We start from the raw sequence: 17,035 nt of genomic DNA on the forward strand, positions 1-17,035 counted from the left end.
GCGACCGGGCGTCTCAACCGTCTCTATGTCGAGCTGCTGAAGGATAACCCCGAATGGGGCACCGCCGCGCGCCGCCACGACATGAACCACTTCATGGCGCGGCTGATCTTCTGCTTCTTCGCGGAAGATACCGACATCTTCACGGAAGCAGATCAGTTCACCGGCACGATCGAGCGCATGAGCGAGAAGGACAGCTCGAACACCCACGAGGTGATCAGCACGCTCTTCAAGGCCATGAACACCAAGACGGCCGATCGCACCGCCGCAGGCATCCCCCGTTGGGCCAATGTTTTTCCCTACGTCAATGGCGGGCTGTTTTCGGGTGGAACGGACGTGCCGCGTTTCTCGAAGATTGCTCGCTCTTACCTTCTGCACATCGGCAAGCTCGACTGGACGAAGATCAACCCCGACATCTTCGGGTCGATGATCCAGGCCGTCGCCGATGACGAGGAACGCGGCGCTCTGGGGATGCACTACACATCCGTGCCGAACATCCTGAAGGTGCTGAACCCGCTCTTCCTCGATGACCTTCGCGAAAAGCTGGACGAGGCAGGCGACAACCCCCGCAAGCTTCTCAACCTGCGCAATCGGATGGCGCGGATCAGGGTTTTCGACCCCGCCTGCGGATCGGGAAACTTCCTGGTCATCGCCTACAAGGAGATGCGGGCGATAGAAGCCGAGATCAACAAGCGGCGCGGCGAGGCCGACCGCCGCACCGACATCCCGCTCACTAATTTTCGCGGGATCGAGCTGCGCGACTTCCCTGCCGAGATCGCGCGGCTGGCGCTGATCATCGCCGAGTATCAGTGCGACGTAACCTATCGCGGTCAGAAAGAGGCACTGGCCGAGTTTCTGCCGCTCGATGCCATGAACTGGATCACTTGCGGCAATGCGCTGAGGCTCGATTGGCTGAGCATTTGCCCGCCCACGGGGACGGGGGTGAAGCACCATGCCGATGACCTGTTCATGTCCCCTGTCGATCAAGCCGAGATCGACTTCGAAAATGAGGGAGGAGAGACCTACATCTGTGGCAACCCGCCTTATCTCGGGTCTAAGTGGCAAAGCTCCGAACAGAAGCAAGACCTCGGGCGCATATTTGAAGGTCGAACAAAAAGCTGGAAATCGCTCGACTATGTGGCAGGGTGGTTTATAAAAGCGGCCGATTACGGCATTCACACACCAACCGTCTCAGCCTTCGTTTCGACAAACTCGATATGCCAAGGTCTACAGGTATCAATCCTTTGGCCGTTAATTTTCCAGACGGGACATGAGATTGCTTTCGCTCATACCAGTTTTAAGTGGGCAAACTTAGCAAGCCACAATGCGGGTGTAACCGTCGCTATTGTCGCTATTTCCAATCACGTTTCTAAAGAAAGAAAGCTCTACTCGGAAGCTGATGCGGGAGGGGTTCTTTTAGCTGAGCCCGATAACATCAACGCATATTTGGTTTCTGGTAAAAATATTGAAGTTAGCCCCTTGCGGAAGTCTATTTCTGGGGCGGCATACATGGACTTGGGGAATATGCCCAAAGACGGTGGCAACTTACTGATGTCTCGACAAGAGGCCGACGATCTAATTGCGAAGGAACCTTCGGCGCGAAAATTTGTTTTTGACTTCGTGGGCTCTCAAGAATTCGTCAAAGGAATTGTTAGGCGTTGCATTTGGATTGAAGATGATCAAGTGGATGAGGCCAGCAGATCGGTCGAGATAGCGCGTCGTCTCGAAGGCGTCAGGAGGATGCGTCTTTCTAGCGATGCTGAGTCAACAAGAGCATATGCAAATCGTGCTCACAGATTTAAACAGATACAAGGCAGGGGAAAGAATTCTTCAATTGTTGTCCCAAAGGTTAGTTCTGAGAACCGCCCCTACCTTCCAGTTGGGTTGCTCTCTCAACATTCTATTGTTTCGGACAATGCCTTTGCCCTCTACGATGCGCCGCTCTGGAACATGGCGCTGATCGCCTCGAAGCTGCATCTAGTCTGGATTGCTACGGTGTGCGGCCAGCTTGAAACCCGCCTCCGCTACTCGAACACGATGGGCTGGAACACGTTTCCCGTGCCGAAACTGACCGAAAAGAATAAGGAAGACCTGACCCGCTGCGCCGAGGACATCCTTCTAGCGCGCGAGGCACATTTCCCCGCAACGATTGCCGACCTATACGAAGTGAAGGACGGCGAAACGAAGATGCCACACGACTTGCGCGCCGCCCATGACCGCAACGACGAAACCCTTGAGCGTATCTACATCGGCCGTCGCTTCCGCAACGACACCGAGCGCCTCGAAAAGCTCTTCGAGCTCTACACCCGCATGATCAAGAAGGGGGCGGCATGAGCCAGTTTGCCCCCATCCCCTATGCCGACCTCAATTCGCGCCAGAAGGAAAACTACAACTTCCACAAGGTCGCCGCACGCATGGCCGATTACGGCTTCAACTGCCTGCGCCTCACCGACGATTGGCAGGGGGCAGATTTCATCGCCTGCCACATCGATGGCGAGACCTTCCTGAAGGTGCAGCTCAAGGGGCGGCTGGTCATCGACCGCAAGTATCAGGGGAAGGGCATCCACATCGCCTTCATCCTTGGCGATGCTGCCTATCTCTATGACCATGACCGTCTTGTCGCCCATCTCGAAGCCAAAGGGCTCATCGGCGACGATAGCGTGACCTGGCACGAGAAGGGCTTTCGGAGCTGGCCGACCCCGCCTGCTTGGGCAATCAATTTTTTAGAAGAGTTCAGGATTTGACCATGGCCAAAAATGTTCCCTCCATTTCCGTCACCTACGCCCAGACCGGCAGTTCGACCAAATCGAACGAGCTCGGCATGCGGGCGATGCAGGAGCGGGCTTATGAGAAGCGGGGTGAGCAGTATCTTCTGATCAAGTCGCCACCAGCCTCGGGCAAGAGCCGCGCGCTCATGTTCATCGCGCTCGACAAGCTGCACAACCAGGGGCTCAAGCAGGCGATCGTGGTGGTGCCCGAGAAGTCGATCGGATCGAGCTTCAACGACGAGCCGCTGAGCAAGTTCGGCTTCTGGGCAGACTGGACCGTCGCGCCGAAGTGGAACCTCTGCAACTCGCCTGGCACGGATGGAGGCAAGGTCAAATCGGTTGGCGCGTTTCTCGAAAGCGGCGACCAGGTGCTTGTGTGCACCCACGCAACCTTCCGCTTTGCCGTGGAGAAGCTTGGGATCGAGGCATTCGATGATCGGCTGATCGCCGTGGATGAGTTCCACCATGTTTCAGCGAGCGAAGACAGCATCCTCGGCTCGCAGCTCAACGAATTCATCGCCCGCGACCGCGTGCATGTCGTGGCCATGACCGGAAGCTATTTCCGGGGCGATGCTGTGCCGATCCTGTTGCCGGAGAACGAGGCGAAGTTCGACACGATCACCTACACCTACTACGAGCAGTTGAACGGTTACAAATACCTGAAAACGCTCGATATCGGCTATTTCTTCTACTCAGGCTCATACGCCGACGACATCCTGAAGGTGCTCGATCCGAACGAGAAGACGATCGTGCACATCCCGAACGTGAATTCGCGCGAGAGCACGAAGGACAAGCACCGTGAGGTCGAGCATATCATTGACGCCTTGGGCGACTGGCAAGGCACCGATCCGGCCACGGGTTTCCAGCTTGTGAAGACCGCCGAGGGCAAGATTCTGAGGATCGCTGATTTGGTCGATGATGAGACCGTGAAGAGAGACAAGGTATCGAGCGCGCTCAAAGACCCCGCCAACAAAGGTAACCGCGATCATGTGGACATCATCATCGCTCTTGGGATGGCCAAGGAAGGCTTTGACTGGATTTGGTGCGAACACGCGCTCACGGTCGGATATCGCGCCAGTCTGACCGAGATTGTGCAGATCATCGGTCGGGCGACCCGCGATGCCGAGGGCAAGACGCGCGCCCGTTTCACCAACCTGATCGCCGAGCCCGACGCCTCTGAGGCCGCTGTCACTGAAGCGGTGAACGACACGCTGAAGGCGATCGCCGCAAGCTTGCTCATGGAGCAGGTTCTTGCCCCGCGCTTCAACTTCACTCCGAAGACCCCGAAAAGCGGACCGGTCGAAGGCTTCGACTATGGCGAAGGCGGCTATGATCCCGACAAGGAGAACATCGGGTTCAGCGAGGAAAGCGGGCAGTTTCAGATCGAGATCAAGGGACTGGCCATGCCCAAGAGCAAGGAGGCCGAGCGCATCTGCCAGGAAGACCTGAATGAGGTCATCACAGCCTTTGTTCAGGATAAGACGGCGATCGAGCGCGGGCTTTTCGATGAAGAGCTCGTGCCCGAAGAGCTGACTCAGGTTCGCATGGGTAAGATCGTCGGCGCGAAATTCCCTGAGCTCGACGCTGAGGACCAGAAGGCCGTGCGCCAGCACGCGATTACCGCATTGAACCTGACCCAGAAGGCGAAGGAGGCCGCTCTAGCCAGCTCTGACGACGATGCTCAGGCGAGCGGCAACACAGCGCTGATCGACGGGGTGCGCAAGTTCGCGATGGACGTGCGCGAGCTCGACATCGACCTGATCGACCGCATCAACCCGTTCGGCGAAGCCTATTCGATTCTAGCCAAGACCATGAGTGAGGAAAGCCTCAAGCAGGTTGCGGCGGTAATCTCGGCGAAGAAGGTGCAGCTCACGCCGGAAGAGGCGCGTGACCTGGCGCGGCGTGCCGTGAAGTTCAAGCAGGAGCGAGGACGGTTGCCGTCCATCACGTCTCTCGACGCCTGGGAAAAGAAGATGGCCGAAGGCGTGGCGTTCCTTGCTCGCATGAAGCAGGAGGCTGCCAATGGCTAGAGAGTTCACCGAGGAAGACGATGCGCTTCTGGCCGAACTTGGCGTTGAGGTCGAAGCCAAGAAGTCGGTCACGCACACGCCGCGCGAGGAACGTATCATCGCAGGATTCGAAGAGATTCAGCGCTTCGCCGAAGAACATGGTCGCGCACCGCAGCACGGCGAAGACCGTGACATCTTCGAGCGGCTCTATGCGGTACGGCTAGATCGCATCCGCGAGCTTCGGGAGTGCCGAGAGCTGGTCGAGCCCTTGGACGATACAGGGCTTCTCAGTGGCGCGGTACAAGCGGCCGTGGTGGACACAGAAGAGCTCGATGATGATGCGCTTTTGGCCGAGCTAGGTATCGAGTTCGAAGCGCCACCGATCACGGAGCTGAAGCACGTCCGATCGACCGCAGAGAAGAAGGCCGCTGAAGAGGTGGCCAGCCGCGACAGATGCGAGGACTTCGAGACCTTCAAGCCGCTCTTCGAGCAGGTGCAAAAAGAGCTCGATAGCGGCCTCCGCGACACGCGGCCTTTCGAGATGAAGGCCGAGATTGAGAAGGGGCGCTTCTTCGTCGTCGGCGGTCAGAAAGCTTATGTGGCCGAGAAGGGGGAAACGACGATTACGGACCAAGGGCGCACGGATGCCCGCCTGCGCGTGATTTTTGACAACGGCACCGAGAGCAACATGCTCATGCGATCACTCCAACGTGCCTTGAACAAGGATGAGGCCGGGCGACGGATCACGGAACCGAGCGCCGGTCCCTTGTTTTCCGATCAAACGATCGACGGGGACGAGGCAAGCGGCACGATCTATGTCCTGCGCAGCAAGTCAGATCATCCGCTCGTCGCTGAGAATCGCGGGCTCGTGCACAAGATCGGCGTGACCAACATGAGCGTTGAAAAGCGTATTGCAGGCGCGCAGCTTCAGCCGACGTTCTTGATGGCCAATGTCGAGATCGTGGCGACCTACGAGCTCTATAACATCAACCGAACCAAGCTGGAAAACCTGATTCACCGCATCTTCGAACCCGCAAGGCTTGAGATCGAGATCATGGACAGGTTTGGGCGGCCGGTCGTTCCACGCGAGTGGTTTCTAGTGCCCTTGTTCGCGATCAAGGAGGCTGTCGAGCGGATCAAGGACGGCACTATTTCTGGCTACAGGTATGATCCAAAACAGGCTTCATTGAAGCGTGTTGTGACATAATCGTGGGGGGCAGTCAGAAAAGGAACGAGGAAGGGGCTTTGGGTTGTGAGTGAATTGCGCGGTTTGATTCTCAAGGCTTTGTTATCAAAGGGGTATTTTCCAAAGGAGCTCCCGCCCGTTTTCACGACCAAAGACTTCGGTTCAAATGCCGATGAAATCATACACGATTGGCACAAGGCGAAGGTCTTTGAGATCAAGGACGCGAAGGACTTCGGAAAAATTGGTGGCAAAAAGTTTCGCTCGAAGTACAGCTACAAGAAAATTCCATCTGCCGATCCAGAAGTTATTTCAAAGCCGAAGAAGCTGTATGAGCGCCGAAACATTCATGTGACCCACCCAATCCCGCAAGCGTTGCTAACTAAGGAGCTGGCGGAGAATTGGCCAAAAGTTCAGAAGTGGCTTTCAAGGCAAAGGTATTCCGAGGACGAAATCCATGTTTCCGATAGATATGAGCGGGCAATCAAGGGAATAAATTTTCCTATTCATAGGGCAAAGACAAGCTATCTAGAGGCGACATCGGACTGGCTGATAAAGACGGATATTTCCCGATTTTATCCAACGATTTATACTCACTCGATCCCTTGGGCAGCCTATGGGAAGGAAAGAGTAAAGAGTGCCCTCAAGACCTACGAGGGAACTTTTGCGGATCGACTTGACTTGCTTGTTCGTAGTTGTAATCGGAACCAAACAATCGGGGTACCGATCGGTCCTGAGACATCTCGAATACTGGCGGAGATCATTTCATCTAGGATCGATTCGGACTTTTCCACTCAGCTTGGGGATTTGCCTGGTGAGGTTGTGGATCGGCTGCAAGACGATTGGACGGTTGGGTCTGCAACGCTAGAAAGATCGGAAAAGATACTTTCAGTTATTTCAAGTTGTTATCGGGAGTACGGACTTGAGATTAACGGAAGTAAGACATCGATCAGTCATATATTGGCATCGGATCAGGAAAGCTGGAAATCAGAGATATCCGCGTTTCTGTCGCATCGACGCGGCGGGCTGTACCGCAGCAGGCTAGAAGAATTCTTGGCATTATGCTTGAGGCTGCAACTTGAACACCCAAGTGCGCCAGTTTTGAACTATGCCTTGTCTATCATTGAGGGGCGTAGATTCGGCCCCAAGGATATCGAGGTTTTGGAGTCGTTTTTGTTGAAGGCGGCTGCGATCGCACCGATATCGATGGATCGTGTGTGTAGGATCATCCTGAATATTGATCACACATCCGGAGGACTTTCTAAAGAGAGACTGGCCAAGAGGTTTACGGGTCTGGCCGAGCGGCACTTTGAAAACGGGGCTCTCTTCGAGGTAATCTGGCTTCTGTACACACTTCGAGGGCTCAAAAAGCCGATCAAGTCATTTAAAATTATGAAATATGCGGAGAATGTGCAGTCGAGCGCGATCCGTCTGCTATTGTTGGACATGACATCGAAAGGGTTGTGTGTGACACCAGCCCCCGCCGGAATGTGGGAAGACGAGATCAACGAGCAGCGTATTTTGTCGGATTGGAGCTGGCTGGCTGCTTACGAGGGAATTCGCAAAGGCTGGCTGAAAGACAAGCAAGGGGTTATGGCGCATCCATTTTTTAGAGCGATGAACGACAAAGATGTTGTGTTCTATGATCCTCTTAAGAACGTGAGAAAATCAGCTAGCGTCAAGCGCGACCGTAGTCGGGAACGCCGAGAGCAGAACCTTGAAGTAATGAACTTTCTTGAGGCTCTTCGGGGTGTTGATTTCCAGATCGATACGGGTTGGTCAGAGTACTAAGCCGTGCCGTAGGCGTGCAAAAATCAAGACTTATGCACGCTTTTTTCGCGCCAATGATATCAATCGCTTGGAGCGTGCATAAATAGCGTGCATAATGTACGTATGAAAATGATCGGCTACGCACGCGTTTCCACTTCCGGCCAGACCCTTGATGCTCAGCTCGAACAGCTTGGCACGGCGGGGTGCGATCCCGTGTTCAGGGAGACGATGAGCGGGGCGCGGAACGACCGGCCGGAGCTGAAGAAAGCCTTGGCCGCCCTTTCGGAAGGGGATGTACTGGTCGTCACAAGGCTCGATCGCCTGGCACGGTCAACGCGCGATCTTCTGGATATCGTCCACACCATCGAAACCCAGGGTGCGAAGCTGAAGGCGCTTGCGGATTCATGGGCAGACACCACCACGCCCACCGGCAAGCTCATTCTTACCGTCTTGGGCGGTCTTGCAGAGTTCGAGCGATCCCTGATTGCCGAGCGCACCGCCGAAGGCCGCGACCGTGCCAGACGGGCGGGGCGGCGGCTGGGCAGACCTCCTAAGCTCACACAGCATCAGCGCGAAGCGGTTCTCAGGATGCGCAGTGAGGGGCAGGACAATGCCGAGATTGCCCGCGTTCTGGGGGTGTCCCGCTCTACAATTTCTAGAATCAGTTGAGAGGATTCTGGTCGAATCTTCCACGGTAGGCCCTGGTCTTAAAGTACACATTCTGCTTGGCCTTGAGCGGGTTGCGGTTGCCTACCAGCAGCAGCAGATCATCCGCCTTCATGCCCGTGATCTGCTCAGCGGTCATGAGCTTCTGACGCTGCTCCGAATAGGAAAAATCCCGACCTTCGTTCGGGGCCTTTCCCTCTCGAATTTGCTGAGAATAGACCGTGCTTTCCCCGAGGTGCCGCGCAGCCCATTCGGCGGTTTCGATATCGTTGAGGTTGAAAACGCGCTTGGTGATGCAGGAGCCAAAGATCGAACGGGCATCGCTTGGACCATAGGCCTTTTCGACCTGACCTGTGTCTTGCGTGACGAACAGCGCTTCCACACCGGCTCCTGCGGCGACATTGGCAATGTTCATGATCTGCTCCATACGGCCCATCCGCACAAATTCATCGAGAACCAGGAGGATCGGAGCCTTGACCTTGCGCCGCCCGTCCTGGCGCACGACCGTGCCCAGGACAAGATTGATGAACAGGCGCATGAAGATCGCTTGCTTGTCCACCTGGTCGAGCGGCACCACGATGAAAAGATCGACCTGATCATCGAGAAGATCATCCATGCGGAAGCTGGACCCGGCCAGGAAGTGCCGCATGTTGTCGGACTGCATCCACTCAAAAGCTTTCGAGACCGCTGTCTGAATCGACCCGCGTTCCCTGTCACCTGCGCGCAGAATGGTTGCGGCGGTTTGGGCAGGGCGGTGACCGACCAAGTCGCCGTTTTCCGCCCAGGCCTCAAGCGTGCCGTCGAGGTTTGCAGACAGAAGCAGATCGGCGACGGCGATCAGATTGCGCCGGTTGGGCTCTTCCTGCGTCACGATCACTTCGATCGCCGCAGCGACCAGTTGGCGGGCCATTTCCGAAAAATGCGCGCCGTCGCCTTGTTCGGGTTTGACCAGGCCGTCCGCAACCAGGGCCACGTCGCGCGCCAGCTCATGGGGCCGGATGTAGTCGAGCGGGTTGAACTGATCCTTGCCGTCCTCGACGAGACCGAAAGGGTTGAGGACGGCCACCTTGCGCCCGAGCTCTTCGCGGTGGCGGCGCGTGACAGCGAAATTCTCACCCTTGATGTCGAGAACCACGACCGGCCCCTGGTGATCGAGGATCGCCGGAATCACGGCGCTGACGCCCTTGCCGCCCCGTGTGCCTGAGACGACGAGGTGATGCCCGCCGCGCCATCCCTTCGCATCGTTCTTGACGTAGCGCAGGAGCTTGCCCTTGTGCAGGGCGAGGGGCAGGCCGGTCTTGTTGCGCTTCAGCTGGGCCACGTCACGCGGGTCCATCCATCCCGCTTGCCATGGGCCGGTGCGGGATTTGCGGTTGCGGCCAATGCGCGGATTGAAGATCGCCACCAGCGGGGTGCTGACAGCGACAGCCACGCCGAAGGCCCCAAGCGCGAAGGAGATCGCCATGGCCTGTTTCTGCGGATCAGAATACCGCGCCAGCCCCTTGAGTCCTTCCCAAATGGCACGGGGGAGGGGCCGACCTGCGCCCGTCCATGCCTGGACAGTCGCCAGCATGTCGCTGAGCGGGCCTCTGAGGGGCGTCAGGGCTGTGAGGATGGCAGCGCACAGGCAGAGCCATGCGAGGAGCTTCAGCGGTGTCCTGTGACGCTCTGCGGCGGTTCCGAGGGTGTCAAGGATGGTGGCCACGGCGATGATCGGGAAGGCATAGGTGGTCACCGGGTAGATCGCGACCGCTTGCGGAGCGAGGAGCAGGGCGGCAGCGGCCAAGATCACAGCACCGATCATGATCACCCAGTGGCGGGCTTCCAGAACAAAACTCATGACCGGTCCTCGTCGCTATCGGGAAACAGAATCTGCCAGAGTCCACGGTCGCGGTCCCGCTGGGTGAGGCGGTCTGGCAGGTCGCGCCGCACGATGCTCTGAAGAGCAGGTTCGGCGCTCAAACGGTCGAAGACCAAAGTGCCCAGGAGCCATTTGAGACGGTCTTCGTCTTTCTTCTCAGACAGACGCCGCCTAGCATCGAGCGCTGCGATCTGAGCGTCGAGCTGGGCTTTCTTCTCGGCCAGTTCTTTGATCCGGGCGTCGGTTGGGCGGCTTTGGGACATGGGGTAACCTCGGGTATAATGGCGGCGAATGTAGTGGCGGATTGATAGGTTGAAAAGAATTAAATGCGCGCTTATACATTGTCTTCGACAACGTGCGCGTCCTCATGGGGGTAAACCCCCGCGCCGGACGGCTTCCCCCAAGGCGGCGATGCCGCCTAAACGAGGGTTTCACCCTCGCGCTCCCGACCAGCGCAATCAGGCGCTGGACCCTGTTTTGAAGAGAGGCGTCCCAAGCGTGGCGATCTACCATCTCAGTGCAAAAGTGATCAGCCGGGCAGGCGGCCGTTCATCTGTCGCAGCCGCCGCCTACCGGACGGCTGGGCGGCTGCGGGATGACCGGCAGGGGGTGGAGCATGACTATTCACGGAAAGGCGGTGTCGTGCATTCCGAGATCATGGCCCCAGAGAATGCGCCAGACTGGATGCGCGATCGGGACCAGCTCTGGAACGCGGTCGAGGCGGTCGAGAAACGCCGTGATGCACAGCTTGCCCGCGAGATAGAGGTGGCGCTGCCGCGTGAGCTCGATCGCGGGGAGCGGTTGGAGCTTTTGCGCGGGTTTGTGCAGCGCGAATTTGTCGATCGCGGCATGATCGCGGACGTGGCCATTCACGAGGGCAAGGCCCGTGATGGTCACGGTCAGCCCCATGCGCATGTCATGCTGACGATGCGCGAGCTGACTGGCGAGGGGTTCGGCAAGAAGGATCGCAGCTGGAATGCGCCAGACTTGCTGATGGGCTGGCGCGAAGCCTGGGCGCGGGATGCGAACACAGCCCTTGAGCGGGCAGGGCGGTCGGAGCGGATCGATCATCGGTCGCTCGATGTTCAGCGGTCTGAGGCCGAACAACAGGTCGAGCGGGCGCGCGAGGGCGGGCAGGAAGAGATTGCGCTTGAGCACGAGAAGAAGGTGGTCGAGCTCAGCCGCGAGCCCGAGCCGAAAATCGGGCCATCGGCCAATGCTCAGGAAAAGCGCGGGATCGTCACGGAGCGCGGCGAGGCATTCCGTGCGGCGCAGGCGCGCAATGCACAGCGCCAGGAGCTGGGCTGGCGGCAGTTGGAATTGCGGCTTGAGCTGATGGAGCGGGGGCGCGCCTTCATTGCCACCGCGCGCGAGCGGCTGGATCAGCTTTGGGGCCGCGCCGAGGCGGCGATGTCACGGATCAAGGAGAGGGTTATGGGCGAGGTTGAGAGGCCACAGGCTGGGGACGAGCGGGGCGATATGGACGCGCGCCGAGCGGCAGTGTTGGGGCGCGATGTTGATCGACCTGAAGTGCAAGCGCCGGATGTCGGGCGCGAGAGGGTTGCGTCTGACGATCCAGACCGAGATCGTCGGGACGCCATCCTTGGGCGTGCGCGCGATATCGGACAGGAGCGGGATCCAGCGGCGGTAGAACGGGACATTGCCGCCCGTGACGGCGAGGGCCGCGACCAAGGGCAGCGGGATGACATTCTCGGGCGTGGGCGCAATACTGCGTCTGAACGCGGAAAAAGTCGCGACAGAGACAGAGAACGGTAAAAACTAAAAGGGACCAACAGTGTTTGAAGATCGCTACCATAAGGACCAGCCTGCCGTGAAAGAAATGGCGCAGCGCATTGCGAATAATAGCCCCCAAGTACTCGCGACCCAAGATGATTTTGTCGCTGCCTACAGCCAAGAGGCAGCAGACATGGTTGCCAAGGGAGGCTTGCTTGCAGCCCTTTGGGATATCGGAATTGATGCTGTTCCCGCATCGTTCGAAGGGGAGGGGCGCGACCGGCCAAAGGGCCTGAAGACCAGCCCAGTTGGTAAAGCTTTCTAATGTTTGGCTTCTTCAAAAAACAAGAGAAGCAAACGCAGCCGCTTCCCATGTACACGGACGTTTACGACATCATGCTGTATCAAGCGCCGGATGGGACACCGAAAGGGGCGTTGCCGACGATCTACGCGTTTCGGGTGAAAGACCCGTCGTTGTCGCCTGATCCCAGACCGGATTTCGTGTTGCTTGAGACCGATGAAGAAATCCAAGCGTGGCAGCAGACCATGGCGGATTTCGTTGTTCTGAATGATGAAGGACAGATCACGGATGCGCCGCTTCTGCGTTGGAACGATATTCCAAGTCTGCTGACCTCAGACGATGAAATAGTCGCGACCTACATGCCGATCCAAGATGATCAGGGTTGGCCAGTTCTGGCAGTCCAAGCGCACCCATTCAATGCTGCTCTATCCGTGAAACCGGCCCGGGACAGATACTATTTTCAGCAGAATAAGTGTATTGTCGTGCTCTGACTTGCACCTGTGGAGACATGTTGATGGGTGGTGCGAGGACGTGCCGCTTGTCTGAGGCTGAGATGAACGGATGCGGATATAAATAGGCGCGCATAGGCGCAAATCATGCAATCATGATTGCATGATTTGCGCCTTGTAGGCTTCCCACATCTTGAGGAAAAGCTGCTTCTTCGCGCCGTGGCTAAAGCCGAACTCGCGCCCTGCCCTTTCTGAAAACTCTTCGAAGACACTTTGCGGAATCCGCACTTGTAGCGGCCGCAGCGGTTCTTTCGCATCGCGCGTGTCGGTGGTGATCACATCGGGAGCAGTATCGGCCGGAGGCGGTGCGCCCTTCCCGCTTTTGAGCTTGGTGATGTTGGTGCTCATTACGCCACCTGCCTTTCTTGCAGCTCGACCATCATATCGATCACGCTTTGCGCTAGCTTCGAGGCGCGGTTGTTCAACGTGCGGAACGAGGTTTCGGTGATGGCCTTGCCGATATCCGAAGCCGATCCGTAAGCCGTGGAGACCGAGACTTCCCCTTCGAGGACGGTATAGCCCGCCTGTTCGAGATACTGGCGCGCAGCCGCATTCTCACGCTCGCTGCCCGTGGTCTTGAACATGGCAAAGGCGATCTTCTCGACTGCGATGCCTTTCTTACGTAGGGCGTGCGCCAGGACCACGCCAGGATGCAGATCATCAACCGTTTGACCTGTCGGGATCACCACGAGATCGGACACCGTTGCAATCTCGAAGGTTTGCTCCGAGGCGTTCGGCTTGCCGTCCATGATCAGCGCGTCAAAGCGCGGCGCATCTTCGAGCGCAGTCTTCACCGAAGCGAAGCTTTGAACTTGGATTTCTGGGGTCACGCCGTTCTCGGCGCGCCGTCCCGCCCAATGGGTGCAAGTCTGTTGCTGCGTGTCGAGGTCTGCAATCTTGGTGGACAGGCCACCGGCAACGAACTCGCGCGCCATCATACGGGCGAGGGTGGATTTCCCGACGCCGCCTTTCTGGGACACCATCCCGATCTTGTAAGTCATGATTTCTGCTCCGATCTGCCAAATCGTTATTGTTTTGAAACATGCTAGCACGCTTTGGTGAATCGCGCCAAGCATGAAGGCATCTTTTCCACAAAGGCGCTTTGCATGCATTCATGCAAGAAGCTTTTACCGCTTGTAAGCGCCCCGTTTCTTGCAGAATGCGAGGAAGTGCTTATCGGGGTCTTTGACCGCGATCCCCTTTTCCAGCACCCACCCGCGCCACTCGTTCTCCAAGTGGTGCATGTCCCATCCAGGCGCGAGGCGGCGTGCCTCTTCATGCGTATCGGGATCAAGGCGCAAGGAGGAAAGTGGCAGGGGCAGAGCGGCTTGCTGGGTTTCTTTTTTGGGTCGCACGATCACTACGTCTTCTTCGAGGGTGAAGCTGTAGTCGGGCATGTGATCGTGCTGTTCATCGTCTTCGATGATCTTGCCGATCAGGCGGCGAAATTCCTTCACGGTCGAGCTCGACCCGCACTTGTCGCGCAGGAGCTCAAGGCCGATCTTCCAGACAGGTTGCGCCCCGCAATGCTTGCGCGCGATCTCGTAGAGGCGGCGCTCAAGGGGTTTGCGCAGGAAGAAATACTGCCTGTTGAGCGTCAGGACATTGTTGTTCTGGATCGCATCGAAGACCCAATCGGACAGCGTGATCTCGACATCGAGCATGCGCCCGTCACGGGTTTCCTTCACGATCTCGGCCGCGTCGATCAGACTAAAGACCTTGAAGTATTCCTTGCCGCCTTGGCGCAGGTTGGTTTCGATCTGCGTGCCTTGGAGGCGGCGCAGCGCGTCCTTCAAGAGCTCATAGCCTCGGCCAGAGGTTTGGCGGTTTGTGGCCACCAGCAGGTCATAGGCTTTGAAGCGCAAGCTGCGATGCACCTGGCGGCCTTCGTTGAGCGCGGCCATGCACTGGCTGATGCAGTAAATCAGAACGTCCCGATCATGCACGGTTGCGAGCCCGTGGCGGGAAGGGGAGACCTCGATAAAGTTCTCCCCGCGCACGTATTTTCGCGGGTTCATATCGGGCTTGGTCGAAAGCGTGAAAACCGGGTTCTCCATCGAGGCCATGTCGCCCTTGGGCACAGCATCCACGATGTCGCAGACAAAGAGATCGCGCTGCGGATGCCGATCTGGCAAGAGCGGCGAGCGGGTAGGGAGGGCAGCGCTATCATTCGTCATTTCACACACCGGCGTTCGGGTTTAGAGTCGTCACTTCACACACCAGACTTCACTATCGTCATTTCACACACCGCCCGTCAAGATTCGTCATTTCACACACCGAGATTCGTCATTTCACACACCATCTTTCGTCACTTCACACACCAAATTCCGAAAAACGTTCCGATTCTCTATTATATTTCAATGCGTTATGATGAATCCCGATTCCTGTAACCCTATATTAACTCTATTTAACTCTCTCGCAGCCCTTCAGGCTGCTTCGAAACGGCATCGGCCTAGTCGGCCGATAACCATTATGCCCCCCTTCGCCCCATAGGGGCGAACCCGCGCCCCCCAACCACGAGAAGGGACTTCAGGACTCACCAAAAGCAGATGTGCTTGTCGAAGAGGCCGTTCTTGCTTTGATCGAGCCCTAAGACCATCAAGAACCCCGCTTCAAGGGATGGGTGCTCGCCATGCTCGGATGCTTACGCATCCTGCGCGTGGCTCCGCTCCCGCTACGCGCCCTTGAACCAGGAACCTTGCTGTTCTTTTTTCGGGCTCAAGCAAGGGACGGCTCCGAAAGCAGATCAGCTTCAACTTCCGCCGAGGCTACGATGCAAAGCGCGTTGCATGCAACCATGCTTTCAACGGACAGCACTTCGACCCCTTTGGGGTGTAAGACGAATACAGGGGACAATGCTTAGAAAAGGTCAAGTGATCGTGACGCTTGACGTAACGCGTCAGATCGGTTATCTTGGTAGGTAACGATGATCCTGGGTTACAGAGACAAAAAGACCGAGCAGTTTGCGAACGGTGAGATGGTGAAAACCTTCCAAGGCTTTGCCGATCAGGCAGAGCGGCGGCTCGCTATTCTCAACGCGGCAACGTCTCTCGATGATCTTCGCATGATGCGCAGCAATAGGCTTGAGGCGCTTCGAGGCGACAGGGCAGGACAATACTCCATCCGCATCAATCAGCAATGGCGTATCTGCTTCACCTGGCCAGACACCGACCCAGGGCCGTCAGACGTGGAAATCGTGGACTACCACTAACGGAAAGGAGGAAAGCCATGTTCAAACGTGCAGTACATCCCGGCGTGATCCTCAAGGACGAGCTCGAAGAGCTTGGCATCACGCTTACCGAGTTCGCCCGTCAGATCGACGTGCCCGCCAATCGCGTTTCGCAGATCATCGGCGGCAAGCGCGCCATCACGGGCGACACCGCCCTGCGCTTTGGCCATTGGTTTGGCACCGACGCGCAGTTCTGGATCAACCTGCAAGCGCAGTTCGATCTGGCCGTGGCCGATCAGGAAACAGGCGCGGCGATCCGCAAGCTGCCGACAAGTGCCAGCTATGCAACGCGGCCGCGCGATGATCAGCCTCGCTTGGTCTGACCAGGAGGGCAGGGCGTGCAGTAATGCGCGTGTGGATAGCTCTTGCTTGAACCAAGTTTTGCGAGTGCGCAGGCAATAACCGACTGTTACTATTTCAAAAAATAAGAACGACGACCGAGTGAGGGAATTCAGGGATGAACGCTGTTGAGATCGAGGAAGCCATATCGGCATTGGCCGAGCTGCCGTTCGATCCAGAAGAGTTCCCGTTCGCCTTTCTCGAAGCCTTCGGCAACAAGCCGGCCACGATCAAACGCTTGCGCGCGGGCGCATCGAACAAGTCCGACCAGGGCGGCGTTCTTCAGACCAACAACATCCATCTGAAAGTGTGCGGGGCAGGGGAGGTCACAACCACCCTGGCGCAGCTCAAGGCGAGCCCCGCCACCGCCAAAGCCAAGGCAAAATTCGTCCTGGCCACCGATGGCACCGATCTTGAGGCCGAAGACCTGACCACGGGTGAGACGATCGCCTGCGCCTATGCCGACTTCCCCGATCACTTCGGGTTTTTCCTACCGCTCGCAGGGATCAGCACAGTCAAGCAAATCCGTGAGAGCGCCTTTGACATCAAGGCGACCGGGCGTCTCAACCGTCTCTATGTCGAGCTGCTGAAGGATAACCCCGAATGGGGCACCGCCGCGCGCCGCCACGACATGAACCACTTCATGGCGCGGCTGATCTTCTGCTTCTT

At 57.5% G+C, this 17,035-nt stretch carries 17 protein-coding genes; 12 read left to right on the plus strand and 5 right to left on the minus strand.

Features of this window, described 5'->3' with window-relative positions:
* The 6 genes from ACMA5I_RS15730 to ACMA5I_RS15755 form a co-directional block, all read left to right on the plus strand.
* On the plus strand, nt 1–2,331 hold a 2,331-nt coding region (locus ACMA5I_RS15730; RefSeq protein WP_525887235.1), incomplete at its 5' end, for a class I SAM-dependent DNA methyltransferase.
* Nucleotides 2,328–2,741, plus strand: coding sequence for a hypothetical protein (locus ACMA5I_RS15735; protein WP_525887236.1), 414 nt, complete (start codon nt 2,328–2,330; stop codon nt 2,739–2,741). The genes ACMA5I_RS15730 and ACMA5I_RS15735, both read left to right, overlap by 4 nt.
* Nucleotides 2,742–2,743: 2 nt before the next feature.
* Complete coding sequence (locus ACMA5I_RS15740; RefSeq protein ID WP_525887237.1) at nt 2,744–4,795, plus strand: DEAD/DEAH box helicase; 2,052 nt, start codon at nt 2,744–2,746, stop codon at nt 4,793–4,795.
* Entirely contained in the window at nt 4,788–5,981 is a 1,194-nt protein-coding gene (locus ACMA5I_RS15745; protein WP_525887238.1) for a GIY-YIG nuclease family protein, read from the plus strand. Before ACMA5I_RS15740 ends, ACMA5I_RS15745 begins: the two co-directional genes overlap by 8 nt.
* Nucleotides 5,982–6,026: 45 nt before the next feature.
* Nucleotides 6,027–7,748 (plus strand): RNA-directed DNA polymerase, encoded by a 1,722-nt coding sequence (locus ACMA5I_RS15750; RefSeq protein WP_525887239.1) that lies wholly within the window; start codon nt 6,027–6,029, stop codon nt 7,746–7,748.
* A 102-nt stretch (nt 7,749–7,850) separates the two neighbouring features.
* Nucleotides 7,851–8,396 (plus strand): recombinase family protein, encoded by a 546-nt coding sequence (locus ACMA5I_RS15755; protein ID WP_525887240.1) that lies wholly within the window; start codon nt 7,851–7,853, stop codon nt 8,394–8,396.
* Here the strand turns inward: ACMA5I_RS15755 and ACMA5I_RS15760 are convergent.
* Together ACMA5I_RS15760 and ACMA5I_RS15765 are read right to left on the minus strand one after the other, a co-directional pair.
* Nucleotides 8,389–10,233: a type IV secretory system conjugative DNA transfer family protein gene (locus ACMA5I_RS15760; protein ID WP_525887241.1), complete on the minus strand. Its 1,845-nt coding sequence runs from the start codon at nt 10,231–10,233 to the stop codon at nt 8,389–8,391. The genes ACMA5I_RS15755 and ACMA5I_RS15760 overlap by 8 nt on opposite strands.
* Nucleotides 10,230–10,517, minus strand: coding sequence for a mobilization protein (locus ACMA5I_RS15765; protein ID WP_194098771.1), 288 nt, complete (start codon nt 10,515–10,517; stop codon nt 10,230–10,232). Before ACMA5I_RS15765 ends, ACMA5I_RS15760 begins: the two co-directional genes overlap by 4 nt.
* A gap of 235 nt (nt 10,518–10,752) precedes the next feature.
* On the opposite strand from ACMA5I_RS15765, the gene mobQ reads away from it, so the two are divergent.
* The 3 genes from mobQ to ACMA5I_RS15780 are packed head-to-tail and all read left to right on the plus strand — an operon-like array spanning nt 10,753 to nt 12,780.
* The gene (gene mobQ / locus ACMA5I_RS15770; protein ID WP_525887242.1) at nt 10,753–12,030 is read left to right on the plus strand and encodes a MobQ family relaxase; all 1,278 of its coding nucleotides are present in this window, start codon (nt 10,753–10,755) and stop codon (nt 12,028–12,030) included.
* A 19-nt stretch (nt 12,031–12,049) separates the two neighbouring features.
* Nucleotides 12,050–12,313, plus strand: coding sequence for a hypothetical protein (locus tag ACMA5I_RS15775; protein WP_525887243.1), 264 nt, complete (start codon nt 12,050–12,052; stop codon nt 12,311–12,313).
* Complete coding sequence (locus ACMA5I_RS15780) at nt 12,313–12,780, plus strand: hypothetical protein (RefSeq protein WP_525887244.1); 468 nt, start codon at nt 12,313–12,315, stop codon at nt 12,778–12,780. The genes ACMA5I_RS15775 and ACMA5I_RS15780 overlap by 1 nt, the downstream gene beginning before the upstream one ends.
* 111 nt (nt 12,781–12,891) lie before the next feature.
* On the opposite strand, the gene ACMA5I_RS15785 is transcribed toward ACMA5I_RS15780, so the two are convergent.
* The 3 genes from ACMA5I_RS15785 to ACMA5I_RS15795 all read right to left on the minus strand — a co-directional run bounded on the left by ACMA5I_RS15785 (nt 12,892) and on the right by ACMA5I_RS15795 (nt 14,975).
* A complete protein-coding gene (locus ACMA5I_RS15785; RefSeq protein WP_525887245.1) occupies nt 12,892–13,146 on the minus strand; it encodes a hypothetical protein in 255 nt (84 codons plus the stop codon).
* Nucleotides 13,146–13,799, minus strand: a complete 654-nt coding sequence (locus ACMA5I_RS15790; protein WP_525887246.1) for a ParA family protein — start codon at nt 13,797–13,799, stop codon at nt 13,146–13,148. Before ACMA5I_RS15790 ends, ACMA5I_RS15785 begins: the two co-directional genes overlap by 1 nt.
* Nucleotides 13,800–13,925: 126 nt before the next feature.
* A complete protein-coding gene (locus ACMA5I_RS15795) occupies nt 13,926–14,975 on the minus strand; it encodes a replication initiator protein A (protein WP_525887247.1) in 1,050 nt (349 codons plus the stop codon).
* 749 nt (nt 14,976–15,724) lie between these two features.
* Here ACMA5I_RS15795 and ACMA5I_RS15800 point away from each other — a divergent pair.
* From ACMA5I_RS15800 to ACMA5I_RS15810, 3 genes are all read left to right on the plus strand, one after another.
* The gene (locus ACMA5I_RS15800; RefSeq protein ID WP_525887248.1) at nt 15,725–16,009 is read left to right on the plus strand and encodes a type II toxin-antitoxin system RelE/ParE family toxin; all 285 of its coding nucleotides are present in this window, start codon (nt 15,725–15,727) and stop codon (nt 16,007–16,009) included.
* 17 nt (nt 16,010–16,026) lie between these two features.
* On the plus strand, nt 16,027–16,350 hold the full coding sequence (locus tag ACMA5I_RS15805; RefSeq protein WP_386736333.1) for a HigA family addiction module antitoxin: 324 nt from the start codon (nt 16,027–16,029) through the stop codon (nt 16,348–16,350).
* A gap of 134 nt (nt 16,351–16,484) precedes the next feature.
* Nucleotides 16,485–17,035: type IIL restriction-modification enzyme MmeI (locus ACMA5I_RS15810; RefSeq protein WP_525887249.1), on the plus strand; the 551-nt coding region annotated here is incomplete at its 3' end.

Source organism: Jujubicoccus corallicola, assembly GCF_047345645.1.
GTDB lineage: Bacteria > Pseudomonadota > Alphaproteobacteria > Rhodobacterales > Rhodobacteraceae > JBLEFH01.